Source organism: Ruegeria sp. HKCCSP351 (assembly GCF_017872535.1).
Taxonomy (GTDB): domain Bacteria; phylum Pseudomonadota; class Alphaproteobacteria; order Rhodobacterales; family Rhodobacteraceae; genus Ruegeria.
In genome coordinates this window covers 752,458-766,553 of the sequence record NZ_JAEDOV010000001.1, presented here as the reverse complement: position 1 = coordinate 766,553, position 14,096 = coordinate 752,458, and the positions used below count along the sequence as shown (strand labels likewise).

Sequence of the window (14,096 nt, the reverse complement as noted above, 5' to 3'; positions counted from 1 at the left end):
TATGGGCGCTGTCTATTTCTACCACCTGACCCGCCAGCCGCTGGAGCACACCTTGCCCGTGCTGCTGGACAAGGCGCGGCAAGCCGGGTGGCGGATAGCCGTGCGGGGTACTGACCCTGCGCGGATGGACTGGCTGGATGAAAAGCTGTGGCTGGGCCCCGAGGAGGGATTCTTGCCGCATGGTCGCGCTGGCGGCCCGCACGACGCGGACCAGCCGATCCTGCTGACCACCAGCGCCGTGGCGGGAAATGGTGCGACCTGTATCATGGCTGTGGATGGCGCGCCGGTCGAAGCAGAAGAAGTCGCCGCGTTGGAACGGGTTTGTATCCTGTTCGATGGCAATGACGACATGGCTGTACAACAGGCGCGCGGGCAGTGGAAAGCGCTGACGGATGCCGGATGTTCCGCACAATACTGGTCGGAGGAGTCCGGGCGGTGGGAAAAAAAGGCTGAAGCCTGACCGGCCCGCATTTTTCAGGAGATACGACAATGCAGAAAAAGCCTTTGGGCCGTACCGGAATTATCGTGAGCGATCTGTGCCTTGGCACGATGACATTTGGCTCTCAAACGTCTGAAACGGATGCGCACCGTCAGATGGATATGGCGTTGGACGCGGGGATCAACTTTGTCGATGCGGCCGAAATGTATCCGGTGAACCCTGTAGCGAAAGAAACGATCGGGCGCACCGAAGAGATTTTGGGAAACTGGAATGCCGCCAATCCTACCCGCCGGGGAGATTATGTTTTGGCGACCAAGCATTCCGGCGCGGGGCTGTCTTTTGTCCGTGATGGTGCGCCGATCACTGCCCGCACAATACCCGAAGCAGTTGAGGGGTCTTTGCGACGTTTGCAGACCGGGTACATCGACCTCTATCAGTTCCACTGGCCCAATCGGGGCAGCTATATGTTTCGGCAGAACTGGGATTATGCGCCGTCTGGCGAAAACACGGACGAAGTGCTGAGCAACATGCAGGAATGCCTTGAGGCATTGCAGGCTCAGGTGGACAAGGGCAATATCCGTGCCTTTGGCCTGTCTAATGAAAGCGCTTGGGGAACCGCGCAATGGCTGCGGCTGGCCAAACAGATGGGGGCGCCGCGCGTGGCATCGGTGCAGAACGAATATTCATTGCTGTGCCGCCATTTCGACACCGACCTGGGTGAGTTGAGTGTGCATGAAGATGTTGGGCTGATGGCGTTTTCCCCTTTGGCGGCAGGATTTTTGACCGGGAAGTATCAAAATGACTGCGTCCCCGACGGATCGCGTATGTCCTTTGTGCCCGAGATGGGAGGCCGGAAATCCGGTCGTGTTTTCGAGGCGGTTGCAGCTTATCTGGACATCGCCGCGCGGCATGGTCTGGATCCGGTGCATATGGCACTGGCGTGGTGCCGGACGCGCCCGTTCATGATGTCGGCAATCTTCGGGGCCACGACCGTTGCACAGCTGGATCATATTCTGGCGGGCGTGGATCTTGAATTACCCAAGGATGTGTTGGCCGAGATCAGCAGGGCGCATCGGGCGCACCCGATGCCGTTTTAGGGGCTCTGCCCCCGTCGCCTTTGGCGACGCCCCCGGGATATTTTTGGCCAGATGAAGGTGGATTCGGTCAGTGATGGGTGGGATGCGCGCGTTCGTGTCTCAGGTCGCGGGCCGATTGACCGTGGGCGGTGCGGAAAGCGCGGGCAAAGCTGGATTGTGAGGCAAAGCCGGTGGCGAGCGCCACATCCATCAATGGCATATCAGTGTCGGTGACCAGACGACGGGCCTCGGCCAGGCGCAGTTGCAGATAGTGGTCCTGCGGCGTCGTGTTCAGGCGCAGGCGGAATTGTTGTTGCAGCGTCCGCGGGCTGGTGCCTAGGCGATCTGCGATATAGGCCAGCGGCAGGGGATCATCCAGTGACGCCTGCATCATTGAGTTGGCCTTTGCGGTCAGTGCTGTGTGGCGATGTGGCGCGCCTGTGCGGCTTTGCGGTTTTCCAGGGTCCGGAGCGCCATCGTAAAGGAACAGGCCCGCAACACGCGCAGCGAAACTCGCGCCGTGACGGGCGGTGATGATGTGCAGCATCATCTCGACAGCCGGAATTGCGCCACCCGAAGTCAGGCGGTTGCCCGAAACGGTGAAGCGGTCGGTGCGCACATCAACTTCGGGAAACCGGGTGGCGAAATTTTCGAGGTCTTCCCAATGGGTTGTTGCCAGGTGGCCGTCCAGTAGCCCGGCTTCGGCCAGAAGCCAGGGACCGCCATCAATGCCTGCCATCGTTGCGCCGGTGCCGGCGATGCGGCGCAGACCAGCCAGAAGGCTGGGGGTGGCGTGGCGGGCCAGTTGGAACCCGGCGACCACGATCATCAGGTCGCAGGATTGCAGCCGGGCCAGTGGAATACCGGGCACTTGCAACGCACTTGTCAGCATTGCGGGTTCTGGCGTCGCGGTCACATAGTCCCAGTCAAAGGCCGGGCGGTCTGCCAGACGGTTCGCGGCCCGCATCGGATCCACCGCAGAGGCAAAGCTGAGCGTGTTGCATTCGTCCAGCACAAGCACCGCTGTTTTCAGGGCGCGGTGTTCCGGTTGCAGTATGTTTTTTGCGGATTTCATCAAGTTTGATTCGCATATTGCCAAGTGGGTTTTCCAAAGCTGCGCCAGAGTCGGGTCAGAACGCAAATCGGAATCCGGGGAAAAGCCTGGGGAAAACCCTTGGCACAAGCCGGTATAAGCTGGGGAAAACACCATGCCTTTGGAAATGAACCGCGAAGTCTTTATCACCTGTGCCGTAACCGGCTCGGGTGGAACGCAGGACCGCAGCCCGCATGTGCCGCGGTCACCACAGCAGATCGCCGACAGCGCAATCGCTGCAGCCAAGGCCGGGGCGGCAGTGGTTCACTGCCATGTGCGCGACCCCGAGACTGGAGCGCCAAGCCGCAGGCTGGATTTGTACCGTGAGGTGACAGACCGCATCCGTGACGCTGATGTGGACGCCGTTTTGAATCTGACCGCAGGGATGGGTGGCGATATCGTGTTTGGCGGTGTTGAAAACCCGTTTCCTGTGGCCGAGGGCACCGACATGGTTGGCGCTTCGGAACGTGTGGCGCATATTGCCGAGTGTTTGCCCGAGATATGCACCTTGGACTGCGGCACAATGAACTTTGCCGAGGCCGATTATGTTATGACGAATACGCCCGGTGCGCTGCGCGCAATGGGCAAGATGATGACCGATCTGGGTGTGAAGCCTGAAATCGAAGCCTTTGACACCGGCCACCTGTGGTTTGCAAAGCAACTGGTGAAGGAAGGGATTCTGGCGCCCAACGCTCTGGTTCAGCTGTGTATGGGGGTGCCGTGGGGCGCGCCGGATGATCTGAATACCTTTATGGCAATGGTGAACAACGTGCCGGATGACTGGACCTTCAGTGCGTTTTCGCTGGGACGGAACGAGATGCCGTTTGTCGCGGCTTCGGTTCTGGCAGGCGGCAACGTGCGCGTGGGGCTTGAGGACAACCTGTGGCTGGATAAGGGCGTAATGGCCGAGAACTGGCAACTGGTGGAACGTGCGGGATCCATCATCGAGAATATGGGCGCGCGCGTGATAGGCCCTGACGAAGTCCGTGCGAAGCTGGGGCTGACCAAGCAGGCACCGGTTGCAAAATAATGGGCACGCGGAGTTTGGGGGCCAGCCCCCAAGCCCCCGGAGTATTTCTAAAAAGATGAATCATGCGCAGCCAGTAGGTGGGAAATCATGAAAACGGCAGCAATTATTGGGGGCGGAGTTATCGGCGGTGGATGGGCTGCGCGGTTCCTGCTCAATGGCTGGGATGTGCGGGTGTTTGACCCTGACCCCGAGGCGGAACGTAAGATTGGCGAGGTGCTGGACAATGCAAGGAGGTCCTTGCCGGGGCTGAGTGATGTTCCGTTGCCAGCCGAGGGTGTGCTGAGCTTTCACAGCGAAATGGCCGAAGCGGTTAAGGGTGCGACTTGGATTCAGGAGAGCGTGCCGGAACGTCTGGATTTGAAACTGAAGGTTTACAAAGGCTTGCAGGAGGCTTGCGATCCAGGCGCGATCATTGGATCCTCGACCAGCGGGTTCAAGCCGTCCGAACTTCAGGACGGAGCGCTGCGCCCCGAGCAGATCGTGGTGACGCACCCCTTCAACCCGGTTTACCTGTTGCCTTTGATCGAGCTTGTACCAACAGACAAGAACCCGCCCGAGATGATCAAACAGGCGCAGGAGCTGTTGAAATCGCTTGGGTTCTTCCCGTTGCATGTCCGGAAAGAGATCGATGCGCATATCGCCGACCGGTTCCTGGAAGCTGTCTGGCGCGAGGCGCTTTGGCTGGTCAAGGATGGGATCGCGACAACCGAAGAGATTGACGAGGCCATCCGTATGGGGTTCGGCATCCGCTGGGCGCAGATGGGTCTGTTCGAAACCTACCGCGTGGCCGGGGGCGAGGCGGGGATGCGCCATTTCATGGCGCAGTTCGGGCCTGCTTTGAAATGGCCGTGGACCAAGTTGATGGATGTTCCTGAGTTCACTGACGAACTGGTCGATTTGATCGCCAATCAATCTGACGCACAATCCGGGATGCATTCGATCCGAGAATTGGAACGCATTCGCGATAACAACCTTGTTGGTATGATGCGGGCCCTCAAGGCGCAGAATTACGGCGCGGGGGCGGTGCTGAACCAACATGACGCACGGTTGAAACCCGTTGCGTTGCCGACGCTGGATCAAGCGGATCTGAGCCAGCCCATCCTGACCCTGTCGCGTGCCGTTCCGCTGGACTGGACGGATTACAACGGCCACATGAACGAAGCGAAATATCTGGAGGCCTTTGCCGCCGCCACCGATCGGTTCATGGAAATCATCGGATGCGATGCGGATTACATCGCCTCGGGTGGCAGCTATTTCACGGCGGAGAACCACATTCGCTATGTGGATGAAGCTCATGCTGGTGCCAAAATCGACGTGCGCACGCAGATGCTGTTGGGGCAGGGGAAGAAGCTGCATGTGTTCCACAGCATGTATGAGGGCGACAAGCTGCTGGCCACCGGCGAAAGTTTTCTGCTGCATGTCAGTCTGAAAACCCGCCGCCCCAGCCCGCCATCTGCTGAGATTGAGGCGGCGATGGCGCGGGTTGCCGAGGCTCAGGCCGGGTTGCCTTACCCCGAAGGCGCAGGCGCGGCGATCAGGAAGCCTTCATGACGCGCCGGGTTCTGGTGACGGCTGGCGCGTCAGGCGTCGGCCGGGCCATGGCCGAGGCGTTTGACGCTGTCGGCTATGACGTCCGGGTCACGGATATCGATCAGGCGGCGTTGGATTCTTTGCCCGAACATTGGACCAGGCACCGAGCGGATGTTGCGGACGAAGCTGACATGCGCGCGGTATTTGACGCCGTCCAATCGACGGGAGGGTTGGATGTGCTTTGTGCCAATGCAGGTATTGCTGGTCCGACCGATGCTATTGAGGATATCGATCTGGATGCCTGGCGTGCCTGTGTCGCGGTCAATCTGGATGGTGCTTTTCTGGCGGCGAAACATGCAGCGCCGCTGATGAAATCGGCGCGGGCGGGCAGTATCATTCTGACCTCGTCGACAGCCGGGCAGTATGGCTACCCGTTTCGCGCTCCCTATGCGTCGGCAAAATGGGCTGTCATCGGGTTGATGAAGACGCTGGCCATGGAGTTGGGGCCCTATGGCATCCGCGCCAATGCCATTTGTCCGGGCGCAGTTGAAGGCCCTCGGATGGAAGGTGTCCTGACCCGCGAGGCCGCAGCCAAGGGCATGACCCGTGACGAGGTCTATCAGGGCTATGCCTCGGGCACCTCAATGGGGCGCTTTGTTGAAGCGCAGGATATCGCCAATATGGCAGTCTTCCTTGCCTCAGATGCGGCGCGTCTGGTTTCAGGTCAGGTGATCGCGGTGGATGGTCACACGGTCAACCCGGACCCGAAACTGTAACTCAGCCCTGATTTGGGCCACGGATCTGGCGGATGGTCTGACGGACTGCCTGCCAGTCCTGGGCTTCTTGTCGGTTTCCGGCAGCTTCGCAGTCGCGCATTTTTTTCGCGGCTTCGGCTTCGGCTTGGTCTCCATGGGCGTCAAAAAGTGCACGTGCGTATTGAGCGGTTTGAATTGCGTCCATTCCTGTGCTCCTCCGTCTGTGTTCGGAATGCCTTATGGTTCGCGCCAAAGTAAAATAGCACAGGTTGAGCGTTGCTGCATCACCCGTCGCGGGAAACCGCCGTTCTGAGGCGACGCAGATGGTTTGGAAAGTCACGGGCTGCCACGTCGGCCTCACGTACCAGCGTGTCGAAATGGCGTGAGAACGTCTCGATCCGGTCCCGGTCGCGGAAGGCCATATAGTGACTTCCTGCGTAGAAGACACAAAGCAGCGGGCCGAAAATCGTCACCGGTGCCGAATAAAGCCGTTTTGCGTCAAACAGATAGATGCGCATCCGCGGATAGAGCTGTTCGCACAGCGCCAACAGGTGATCGATCTGTTCCAGCCGAACTTCGGGGCTGAGACCCTGATAATACCCGGTCGCGTATGCAAAGCTTTCGATTTCGAATAACGGCATAGCGATCTCATAGTCCGACTGGGCGCTGCGCATCCATGCCAGACGATCCGCCGACGCGCCGATGGCTTGATCAGCGGTCCGACCCAGATGCGGGGCGTATTCCCATTCCAGTATCGCACGCGTCTTCAGCATGTCGGGCAGGGTGGCCGGGACATAGCGGATCTTGTACCCGGCGGCCTCCTGATGCCACTCGAAGATACGTTCATCGACAAGGGCGCGGGGGGCCTCGGTAAAGGTCAGCGAGCTAGCCAGAAGCTCGGCCGCGCTTTCCGGCCTGTCAGAAAGGCTCAGCAACCAGTCAGCCGACACGCCAAGTGCCGCTGCGCATCCGCCAACGACATGCGCGTTGGGCAACCGCGCGCCATGATCTGTCAACAGTTGGGAAACGGTCGAGCGGTCAACGCCAATATTGCGCGCAAGGGCACTTTGGCTGACATGGCGCTCTTCCATTGCACGGGCGAGGCGGAGACGAAACTGGGCGGCTCGGTCGCGCTTGTCGATATTTTCCTGCATGTCGTGTTTTTTATCACATTTGATGAATTTTGTTAATCATATTCAGAATTTCCAATACCGGGGTCCGAATGTAACGCTTTTGAGTAAGAAAAAGAACGGGGTTCGGAATGGAAACGCGGCGAAGATCAGTCGTGAAAGCAATCGTTTGGAATGTGATGGGGTTGGCGATCATGACAGTGGTGGGCTTGATCGCAACAGGCTCGGCCGCTGTAGGAGGGGCGCTGGCGCTGGTGAACACGGCCATCGGCCTGACGATGTACGTGATTTACGAAAGAATCTGGGCGAACATTTCGTGGGGACGCAATGGCTGATCCCACTACACCCAAATCGCCTGAATGGGGTACGTTTTTCCTGATAGTCTTGTGTTATGCCGCGTGGCTTACCGGTCTGTACTGGCTGGCAAACACATCCTTGTGGGTGGCTGTCCCTGCTCTGGGTGTTGTTTCGGCTTTGCATTCGTCACTGACGCATGAGGCCCTGCATGGGCACCCTTTTCGTGCCAAATGGCTGAACGAGGCGTTGATGGCACTGCCGTTGACATTGGCCATTCCGTATAACCGCTTTCGGGACCTGCATCTGGCGCATCATCAGGATGCCACTTTGACGGACCCCTATGACGACCCGGAATCGAATTATCTGGATCCTCATATCTGGTCGGGGTTGCCGCGGCTGGCGCAGATGATCCTGAGCCTGAACAACACGCTGTTGGGGCGGATGGTGCTGGGACCCGTCCTTGGTCAGGTTCTGTTTATGCGGGACGAATGGCGCGGATTGATGCGCGGGGACAGGGCGATCCTGCTGGCATGGGCTGTGCATCTGCCCTGCGCGGTAGTGGTGCTGTGGGTTGTTGCGCAATCGGCCATGCCGGTTTGGGCCTATCTGATCGCGGCCTATCTGGGGTTGTCGCTTTTGAAGATTCGCACGTTTCTGGAACATCGTGCACATGAAAGATCCCGCGCCCGCACGGTAATCATCGAAGATCGCGGGCCTTTGGCTTTCCTGTTTCTGAACAATAACCTGCACGTCGTTCATCATATGAATCCGGCTGCACCATGGTATCGCCTGCCATCGTTGTACCGCGACGGAAAGGACAGGTATTTGGCTTGCAATGAGGCTTATGTTTACCGGTCCTATGCACAGATTTTCCGGCAGTATTTCTTTCGCGCAAAAGACCCTGTGCCACATCCGCTCTGGCCAAAGCCTTGATTTGACGACACAACGGGTGGCATGAGTCTCTGGATCCCTGTCACAATTGCTGCCGCCAGTTTCCAGACTGTGCGTTTCATGCTGCAAAAGTCGCTGGCCAACGTGAAACTATCCGCTGCAGGTGCAACTTTTGCGCGGTTTGCCTATTCCATGCCTTTGGCCGTTGTCGGGCTATATGTTGCGTTGCAGATAACTGGGGCGAGTATGCCTCGGCTTGGCAGCTTGTTCTGGCTTTATGCGGTCATCGGCGGGACAGCGCAAATCCTTGCCACGATCTGCGTGGTGGCGTTGTTCAAACAACGTAATTTTGCCGTTGGAATTACCTTCAAGAAAACCGAAGTGATCCAGACTGCGATAGTTGGCTTCCTGATCCTGGGGGACAGTGTTTCGCGCGGTGCGTTGATCGCGATCCTGTTGGGGTTGATGGCTGTGCTTTTGTTGTCAAAAACACCCGGTGGGGACGGACCCTGGTGGCGCCATCTGACCAATCGGGCCTCGCAATTGGGGCTTGGATCGGGTGTCTTGTTTGCGTTTTCCGCCGTCAGCTATCGTGGGGCTTCGCTGCAACTGGGCGATATCGATGCGTGGTTCCGGGCGCTGGTAACATTGGCAGCGGTGGTGACATTCCAGTTTACCAGCATGGGGATATGGCTGCTGTGGCGCGACCGGGCCGAACTGCATGCAGTCTGGCAAACGCGAAAGACCGGGGTATTTGTCGGCCTGACCAGCCTCGGTGGCTCGTTTTGCTGGTTCTGGGCCTTCACCTTGCAGAATGCGGCTTATGTCAAAGCGCTGGGGCAGGTAGAGCTGATCTTTAGCCTGATGGCGTCGATCCTGTTCTTCCGAGAAACAATCACCCGGCGCGAAATCGCCGGGATGATGTTGCTTGGGTTTTCGATTTTAGCACTTGTGCTGGCAATCTAGCTGGCGCGACGTTCGTCAAAGCTGAGCGCGATGAAACTGGGTAGGTGATCTCCCATGCCCACGACGGCCGGGCCGGTGTCTTCCTTGCGTCCACGACTGCGCCCTTTAGGCTCGCGAACCTTTTTGCCCTCTTTCGGGCTTTCGGGGGCTTTGGTCTTTTTCTCCGGCTTTGGCTGTTCGGGTCTAGGGTCTTCCTGAACCGGGTTGTCTATGCGCGGGATGTCTTTCTGGATCAGCTTTTCGATCGCAACCAGTGCTTTTTCGTCGCGTCCCGAACAGATTGTGATGGCCTTGCCTTCACGCCCGGCGCGACCGGTGCGGCCAATGCGGTGTACATAATCCTCGGGGTGGCCGGGGACGTCGAAGTTGAACACGTGGCTGACCGACGGGATGTCCAGACCGCGCGCCGCGACGTCCGATGCCACCAGCAGGCGCAATGATCCGTCACGGAAACCGTCCAGTGTTTTCATCCGCTGCGACTGGTCCAGATCACCATGGATGGCGGCAGCGTTGTAACCGTGTTTTTTCAATGACTTTGCGCAGATGTCGACATCCGTCTTGCGGTTACAGAAGATGATTGCGTTGGTGCATTTGTCACCTTCGGCATCGATCAGCGCGCGCAGAACCTTGCGTTTGTTGCTGGCCTCGCGGTCCCGACGCCCACTTTTGAACATGACGACGCCCTGTTCGATGGTCTCGGACGCGGTGGCCTGGCGGGCCACTTCGATCCGGGCAGGGGCCGACAGGAACGTGTCGGTGATCCGTTCGATCTCGGACGCCATGGTGGCCGAGAAGAACAGGGTCTGACGGGTGAAAGGTGTCAGTGAGAAGATGCGTTCGATATCGGGGATGAACCCCATGTCGAGCATGCGGTCTGCCTCATCCACCACCATGATCTGCACGCCGGTCAGCAACAGCTTGCCGCGCTCGAAATGATCCAGCAAACGGCCCGGCGTGGCGATCAGAACGTCGACACCGCGGTCGATAAGGGCTTCTTGCTCTTTGAAGCTGACACCGCCGATCAACAGCGCTTTGGTCAGTTTCAGGTGTTTGGTATAGGTGTCAAAATTCTCGGCCACCTGTGCGGCCAGTTCCCGCGTCGGGCACAGTACCAACGAACGTGGCATACGCGCACGCGCGCGGCCACGGGCCAGCAGTGTGATCATCGGCAGAGTGAAGCTGGCGGTTTTACCCGTGCCTGTCTGGGCGATGCCCAAAACATCTCGCCCTTCCAATGCGGGCGGAATCGCACCTGCCTGGATCGGAGTTGGGGTTTCGTATCCGGCTTCCTCAATGGCTTTGAGGACCTTCGGGTTCAGGTTCAGTTCGCTAAACTTTGTCATGTAAGTCCGGTTGAATGCGGACACTTGACCTGGCCCGCGCGTATAAGATGTGCCGGGCCCGGATGGCCATGCGCATGATGCGACATTTCGGCTTGGACGCGGACATAACAAAAACGTTGGTCGGGGTCAAATGAAGACCGCTGCATCCGGGTATCATTGAGACAGGTTCGAGTTTTGCGCAACAATTCAGCAGCTTCCGGGAAAGTGTTTCGCCAATTTCCCGTCCAGATTCAACACGCGGTGGCGGATTAGCCCATTCTGCTCCAGCCGGGCGCGGACATCTGGGTCAGCGCCGCTCATTTCGTTGAAGAACGCGCGCAGCCCACCCTCGCCGTGTTCGCTTTCAATCCAACTGAGCAATTCATTCTTGTTCAGCCCCCCCATCTCGCGCGGGGCATTCGGGGCCATACCTGCCTGATACGAGCCGCGATCCATGCGGAACGGATAATGTGCGATCCAGTGGTCCCAGTCCGGCGCATGGCGGTGGCATAGATCGACCTGCGCAAGCTCGTATTTGCACGGCAGCAATTTCCCGTTCTGAAACAGGTTGTGGATACGAAAACTCAGACGTTTCAATCCCGTGCGCGCAAACAACTTGCCCTGTACATGGCTGAGGAACCCGCCAAGGACGAAGGCCCCATAGTTGGAATAAAGCATCTCAATCAACTCTGTACGGGCCGGGCTTTGCGGCACATGCGCCTTGTACAGGTCGCCGCCGCCTGCCAGCGCCTCGATCGGGCGGACACGGGCGGCGTGAACCTTGTCCGGGACTTCGCGCAACACATCCGAGATTGGGGTCGGCGACCACAAAAACTCGTCAACATCGATATGGGCCAGCCAATCCAGATGCGTGTCACGATAGGCGTATGTGGCGTTGACCGATTGGCGAACCTGGTGCTTGTCCGGTCGCGTGCGTTTTAGTTTTTGCCAATAAGCATCATCGCAAACCTGTACGCAAACACTGGGATGCGCCTTCAGCGCCTCGAACGTGCGCTGGTTCGGCTCATCCAGATAGATATAGATGGTCTCGGCACCCAGATCGAGGTGATAGGCTACGAACCGAAGGACGTCTTCGGTCGGTCCCCTGACCATCGACACGACACCCCATGTGGTCATGTGCGCTGCGCGCGCGCTTCGCGCATGAGTTTCAGGCGGCGAAAGACACCGCCGGGATCACTGTTGAGCTCGGTCATCAAGTGATCGACCAGCGGCGCGATGGTGGTGTCGCTTAGGGCTTTGGTCCAGACCGGAGCAATCAGATTGACGTCCAGTCCGCCACTTCCAAGGGAAAACCCTTTCATCTGATAGGGCAGCGGGACGTGTTTCAATTTTTGATACGGAAATGGTGTTTCCGGGGGCAGCTGCGAAAAGCGCCTCTCGAACTCATAAAGCTTCATCATGCCGAACAACATGCGCAACGCATGACCAACCTCGCGCTGGGTTGCAGTTTGGCCGTGGTCCGCAAAGGTCTGAACCGACGAGACCAGCCACCGCAGATCAAGCGTGGACAGAAGGTGGTCCGGCTGTTCGTCCCAAAGGCGGCAAAACAGAAGCGGGGCGTGGCGCGGGAAGGACCGCTTTCGCAGGTTCGAGATCAACTGGGCATTCAGGAAAGCAAGTTCAGAATTTCCGACAAATTCCCGCGCTATCTGAGCGCGCTTGCGATCCCAGCTTGTATTAGGCTTTGGCGGGGGCACAGTCGCACTTTCGGGCAATGTACGACCGGCCAGTTCAATGAGGTCGATGTCAAGGTCAGGCAACGAGGTGGTGCCGAACTGAAACGGGCTGCGCCGGTTTTCATACCTGTCCAGCATGTCGGGCAGACCGCCGGGGAAAGTCAGTTCATTCTTGCTCATGCGCGCAGAATTGCACAGGCAGACTCGGCTGTGCAATCAGTGAGTTGGATCACACCATCATCTCTTTGGTGGCAGTCAGGTTCAGGGCGGGATAGTCCCGAACCACCCGGTCGATGTCCCATTGCAGCCGGGTCAGATAGACAATGTCGCCGTCATGGTCGTGCGCGATGTGCTGCTTGTTTGCATTCACAAACTTTTCGACCTCGGCCTTGTCACCGCTGACCCAGCGGGCCGAGGTAAACTGAGACGCCTCGAAACGCACGGGCAGGCCGTATTCCATCTCGATCCGGCTGGCGAGCACTTCGAATTGCAACGCACCGACAACGCCGACGATAAAGCCCGAGCCAATCGAAGGTTTGAACACCTTTGCCGCGCCTTCTTCTGCAAACTGCATCAGGGCCTTTTCCAGATGCTTGGCCTTCATCGGATCACCCGCGCGGACGCCTTGCAGCAGTTCCGGCGCGAAAGAGGGGATGCCGGTGACGCGCAGCGCCTCGCCTTCGGTCAGCGTGTCACCGATGCGCAGCTGGCCGTGGTTGGGAATGCCGATGATATCTCCGGCCCAGGCCTCTTCTGCCAGTTCCCGGTCAGAGGCCAGAAACAGCACCGGGTTTGAAATTGCCATCGGCTTTTTCGACCGAACATGGGTCAGCTTCATGCCGCGCTTGAAATGGCCGGAGGCCATGCGCACAAACGCCACCCTGTCACGGTGCTTGGGGTCCATATTGGCCTGCACCTTGAAAACAAAGCCGGCGACCTTCTTTTCATCCGGCGAAATCTGGCGGGGTTCGGCTGATTGCACCTGCGGCTGCGGGCCGTAAGCGCCGATGCCTTCCATCAGTTCCTTAACGCCGAACGAATTGATGGCCGAGCCGAACCAAATCGGGGTCATGTGCCCTTCAAGCACCGCCTGCGGGTTCAGCGCAGGCAGCAACTCGCGCGCCATCTCAACCTCTTCCAGCAGCTTTTCCAGCAGATGTTCGGGTACGTGTTCTGCGAGTTTCGGGTCATCAAGCCCGTTAATTTCGATGCTTTCGGCCACCTTGTTGCGGTCGGCGCGGTCCATCAGCTCCAGCCGGTCGCGCAACATGTCGTAGCAGCCGATGAAATCACGACCTACGCCAATCGGCCATGCTGCGGGGGTGACGTCGATGGCCAGCATCTCCTGAATTTCGTCGATGATTTCAAACGTATCGCGGCTTTCGCGGTCCATCTTGTTACAGAAGGTCAGGATCGGCAGGTCGCGCAGGCGGCAGACCTCGAACAGCTTTTGCGTCTGGCTTTCGACACCCTTCGCACCGTCGATCACCATCACGGCCGCATCCACGGCCGTCAGCGTGCGGTAGGTATCTTCCGAGAAATCGCTGTGGCCGGGCGTGTCCACCAGATTGAACCGGAAATTGCCATAGTCGAACGACATTGCAGACGCGGAAACCGAGATGCCGCGATCTTTCTCCATCTGCATGAAGTCCGAGCGTGTCCGCCGTGCCTCGCCCTTGGCGCGCACCTGACCGGCCATCTGAATGGCGCCCCCGTACAGCAGGAACTTTTCAGTCAGCGTCGTTTTGCCCGCATCCGGGTGCGAGATGATGGCGAATGTCCGGCGACGGGCAATCTCGGGCGGCAGGGCAGGTTGGTTCGAGGTATCAAGCATGAACGCGCGTATAGGCGGGGAATCCTGCCGAGGCAA

The 14,096-nt window shown here is 58.6% G+C and carries 15 protein-coding genes; 8 read left to right on the top strand and 7 right to left on the bottom strand.

Going from position 1 to position 14,096, the window contains the following annotated elements:
• The first annotated feature begins 1 nt into the window (after position 1).
• Both I9182_RS03775 and I9182_RS03770 read left to right on the top strand, forming a co-directional pair.
• Positions 2 to 460, top strand: a complete 459-nt coding sequence (locus I9182_RS03775) for a DNA polymerase III subunit chi (protein ID WP_209503705.1) — start codon at positions 2 to 4, stop codon at positions 458 to 460.
• Positions 461 to 489: 29 nt separating this feature from the next.
• A complete protein-coding gene (locus tag I9182_RS03770) occupies positions 490 to 1,536 on the top strand; it encodes an aldo/keto reductase (protein ID WP_209596596.1) in 1,047 nt (348 codons plus the stop codon).
• Between the two features lie 67 nt (positions 1,537 to 1,603).
• On the opposite strand, the gene I9182_RS03765 is transcribed toward I9182_RS03770, so the two are convergent.
• Positions 1,604 to 2,590, bottom strand: coding sequence for a GlxA family transcriptional regulator (locus I9182_RS03765; protein ID WP_209596594.1), 987 nt, complete (start codon positions 2,588 to 2,590; stop codon positions 1,604 to 1,606).
• A 133-nt stretch (positions 2,591 to 2,723) separates the two neighbouring features.
• Here I9182_RS03765 and I9182_RS03760 point away from each other — a divergent pair, with 133 nt between their 5' ends.
• The 3 genes from I9182_RS03760 to I9182_RS03750 all read left to right on the top strand — a co-directional run bounded on the left by I9182_RS03760 (position 2,724) and on the right by I9182_RS03750 (position 5,944).
• Entirely contained in the window at positions 2,724 to 3,638 is a 915-nt protein-coding gene (locus I9182_RS03760; RefSeq protein WP_209503708.1) for a 3-keto-5-aminohexanoate cleavage protein, read from the top strand.
• Between the two features lie 84 nt (positions 3,639 to 3,722).
• The gene (locus tag I9182_RS03755) at positions 3,723 to 5,189 is read left to right on the top strand and encodes a carnitine 3-dehydrogenase (RefSeq protein WP_209596728.1); all 1,467 of its coding nucleotides are present in this window, start codon (positions 3,723 to 3,725) and stop codon (positions 5,187 to 5,189) included.
• On the top strand, positions 5,186 to 5,944 hold the full coding sequence (locus tag I9182_RS03750) for an SDR family oxidoreductase (protein WP_209503709.1): 759 nt from the start codon (positions 5,186 to 5,188) through the stop codon (positions 5,942 to 5,944). Before I9182_RS03755 ends, I9182_RS03750 begins: the two co-directional genes overlap by 4 nt.
• A 1-nt stretch (position 5,945) precedes the next feature.
• Here I9182_RS03750 and I9182_RS03745 read toward each other — a convergent pair whose 3' ends face one another.
• On the bottom strand, positions 5,946 to 6,128 hold the full coding sequence (locus tag I9182_RS03745; protein ID WP_209503710.1) for a hypothetical protein: 183 nt from the start codon (positions 6,126 to 6,128) through the stop codon (positions 5,946 to 5,948).
• A 79-nt stretch (positions 6,129 to 6,207) separates the two neighbouring features.
• Positions 6,208 to 7,077: a helix-turn-helix transcriptional regulator gene (locus I9182_RS03740; RefSeq protein ID WP_209503711.1), complete on the bottom strand. Its 870-nt coding sequence runs from the start codon at positions 7,075 to 7,077 to the stop codon at positions 6,208 to 6,210.
• 107 nt (positions 7,078 to 7,184) lie between these two features.
• On the opposite strand from I9182_RS03740, the gene I9182_RS03735 reads away from it, so the two are divergent.
• From I9182_RS03735 to I9182_RS03725, 3 genes are read left to right on the top strand one after another with little or no spacing between them, the layout of a single operon-like run.
• Positions 7,185 to 7,388: a DUF2061 domain-containing protein gene (locus I9182_RS03735; RefSeq protein WP_209503712.1), complete on the top strand. Its 204-nt coding sequence runs from the start codon at positions 7,185 to 7,187 to the stop codon at positions 7,386 to 7,388.
• Positions 7,381 to 8,283, top strand: coding sequence for a fatty acid desaturase (locus I9182_RS03730; RefSeq protein ID WP_209596592.1), 903 nt, complete (start codon positions 7,381 to 7,383; stop codon positions 8,281 to 8,283). Before I9182_RS03735 ends, I9182_RS03730 begins: the two co-directional genes overlap by 8 nt.
• Before the next feature lie 21 nt (positions 8,284 to 8,304).
• Positions 8,305 to 9,207, top strand: a complete 903-nt coding sequence (locus tag I9182_RS03725; RefSeq protein ID WP_209596590.1) for an EamA family transporter — start codon at positions 8,305 to 8,307, stop codon at positions 9,205 to 9,207.
• On the opposite strand, the gene I9182_RS03720 is transcribed toward I9182_RS03725, so the two are convergent.
• The 4 genes from I9182_RS03720 to I9182_RS03705 form a co-directional block, all read right to left on the bottom strand.
• Entirely contained in the window at positions 9,204 to 10,550 is a 1,347-nt protein-coding gene (locus I9182_RS03720; protein WP_209596588.1) for a DEAD/DEAH box helicase, read from the bottom strand. The genes I9182_RS03725 and I9182_RS03720 overlap by 4 nt on opposite strands.
• A gap of 186 nt (positions 10,551 to 10,736) precedes the next feature.
• The gene (locus I9182_RS03715; RefSeq protein WP_245222468.1) at positions 10,737 to 11,666 is read right to left on the bottom strand and encodes a glycosyltransferase family 2 protein; all 930 of its coding nucleotides are present in this window, start codon (positions 11,664 to 11,666) and stop codon (positions 10,737 to 10,739) included.
• Entirely contained in the window at positions 11,663 to 12,406 is a 744-nt protein-coding gene (locus I9182_RS03710) for a hypothetical protein (RefSeq protein ID WP_209596586.1), read from the bottom strand. Before I9182_RS03710 ends, I9182_RS03715 begins: the two co-directional genes overlap by 4 nt.
• Positions 12,407 to 12,455: 49 nt before the next feature.
• Complete coding sequence (locus tag I9182_RS03705) at positions 12,456 to 14,060, bottom strand: peptide chain release factor 3 (protein WP_209503717.1); 1,605 nt, start codon at positions 14,058 to 14,060, stop codon at positions 12,456 to 12,458.
• Between the last annotated feature and the right edge of the window lie 36 nt (positions 14,061 to 14,096).

Bases quoted from the DNA above. Each gene is read 5' to 3' on its own strand.
- I9182_RS03710 (WP_209596586.1), bottom strand. From the start codon at position 12,406: ATGAGCAAGAATGAACTGACTTTCCCCGGCGGTCTGCCCGACATGCTG.
- I9182_RS03740 (WP_209503711.1), bottom strand. From the start codon at position 7,077: ATGCAGGAAAATATCGACAAGCGCGACCGAGCCGCCCAGTTTCGTCTC.
- I9182_RS03705 (WP_209503717.1), bottom strand. From the start codon at position 14,060: ATGCTTGATACCTCGAACCAACCTGCCCTGCCGCCCGAGATTGCCCGT.
- I9182_RS03775 (WP_209503705.1), top strand. From the start codon at position 2: ATGGGCGCTGTCTATTTCTACCACCTGACCCGCCAGCCGCTGGAGCAC.
- I9182_RS03715 (WP_245222468.1), bottom strand. From the start codon at position 11,666: ATGACCACATGGGGTGTCGTGTCGATGGTCAGGGGACCGACCGAAGAC.
- I9182_RS03765 (WP_209596594.1), bottom strand. From the start codon at position 2,590: ATGAAATCCGCAAAAAACATACTGCAACCGGAACACCGCGCCCTGAAA.
- I9182_RS03725 (WP_209596590.1), top strand. From the start codon at position 8,305: ATGAGTCTCTGGATCCCTGTCACAATTGCTGCCGCCAGTTTCCAGACT.
- I9182_RS03735 (WP_209503712.1), top strand. From the start codon at position 7,185: ATGGAAACGCGGCGAAGATCAGTCGTGAAAGCAATCGTTTGGAATGTG.
- I9182_RS03760 (WP_209503708.1), top strand. From the start codon at position 2,724: ATGCCTTTGGAAATGAACCGCGAAGTCTTTATCACCTGTGCCGTAACC.
- I9182_RS03750 (WP_209503709.1), top strand. From the start codon at position 5,186: ATGACGCGCCGGGTTCTGGTGACGGCTGGCGCGTCAGGCGTCGGCCGG.
- I9182_RS03770 (WP_209596596.1), top strand. From the start codon at position 490: ATGCAGAAAAAGCCTTTGGGCCGTACCGGAATTATCGTGAGCGATCTG.
- I9182_RS03730 (WP_209596592.1), top strand. From the start codon at position 7,381: ATGGCTGATCCCACTACACCCAAATCGCCTGAATGGGGTACGTTTTTC.
- I9182_RS03745 (WP_209503710.1), bottom strand. From the start codon at position 6,128: ATGGACGCAATTCAAACCGCTCAATACGCACGTGCACTTTTTGACGCC.
- I9182_RS03720 (WP_209596588.1), bottom strand. From the start codon at position 10,550: ATGACAAAGTTTAGCGAACTGAACCTGAACCCGAAGGTCCTCAAAGCC.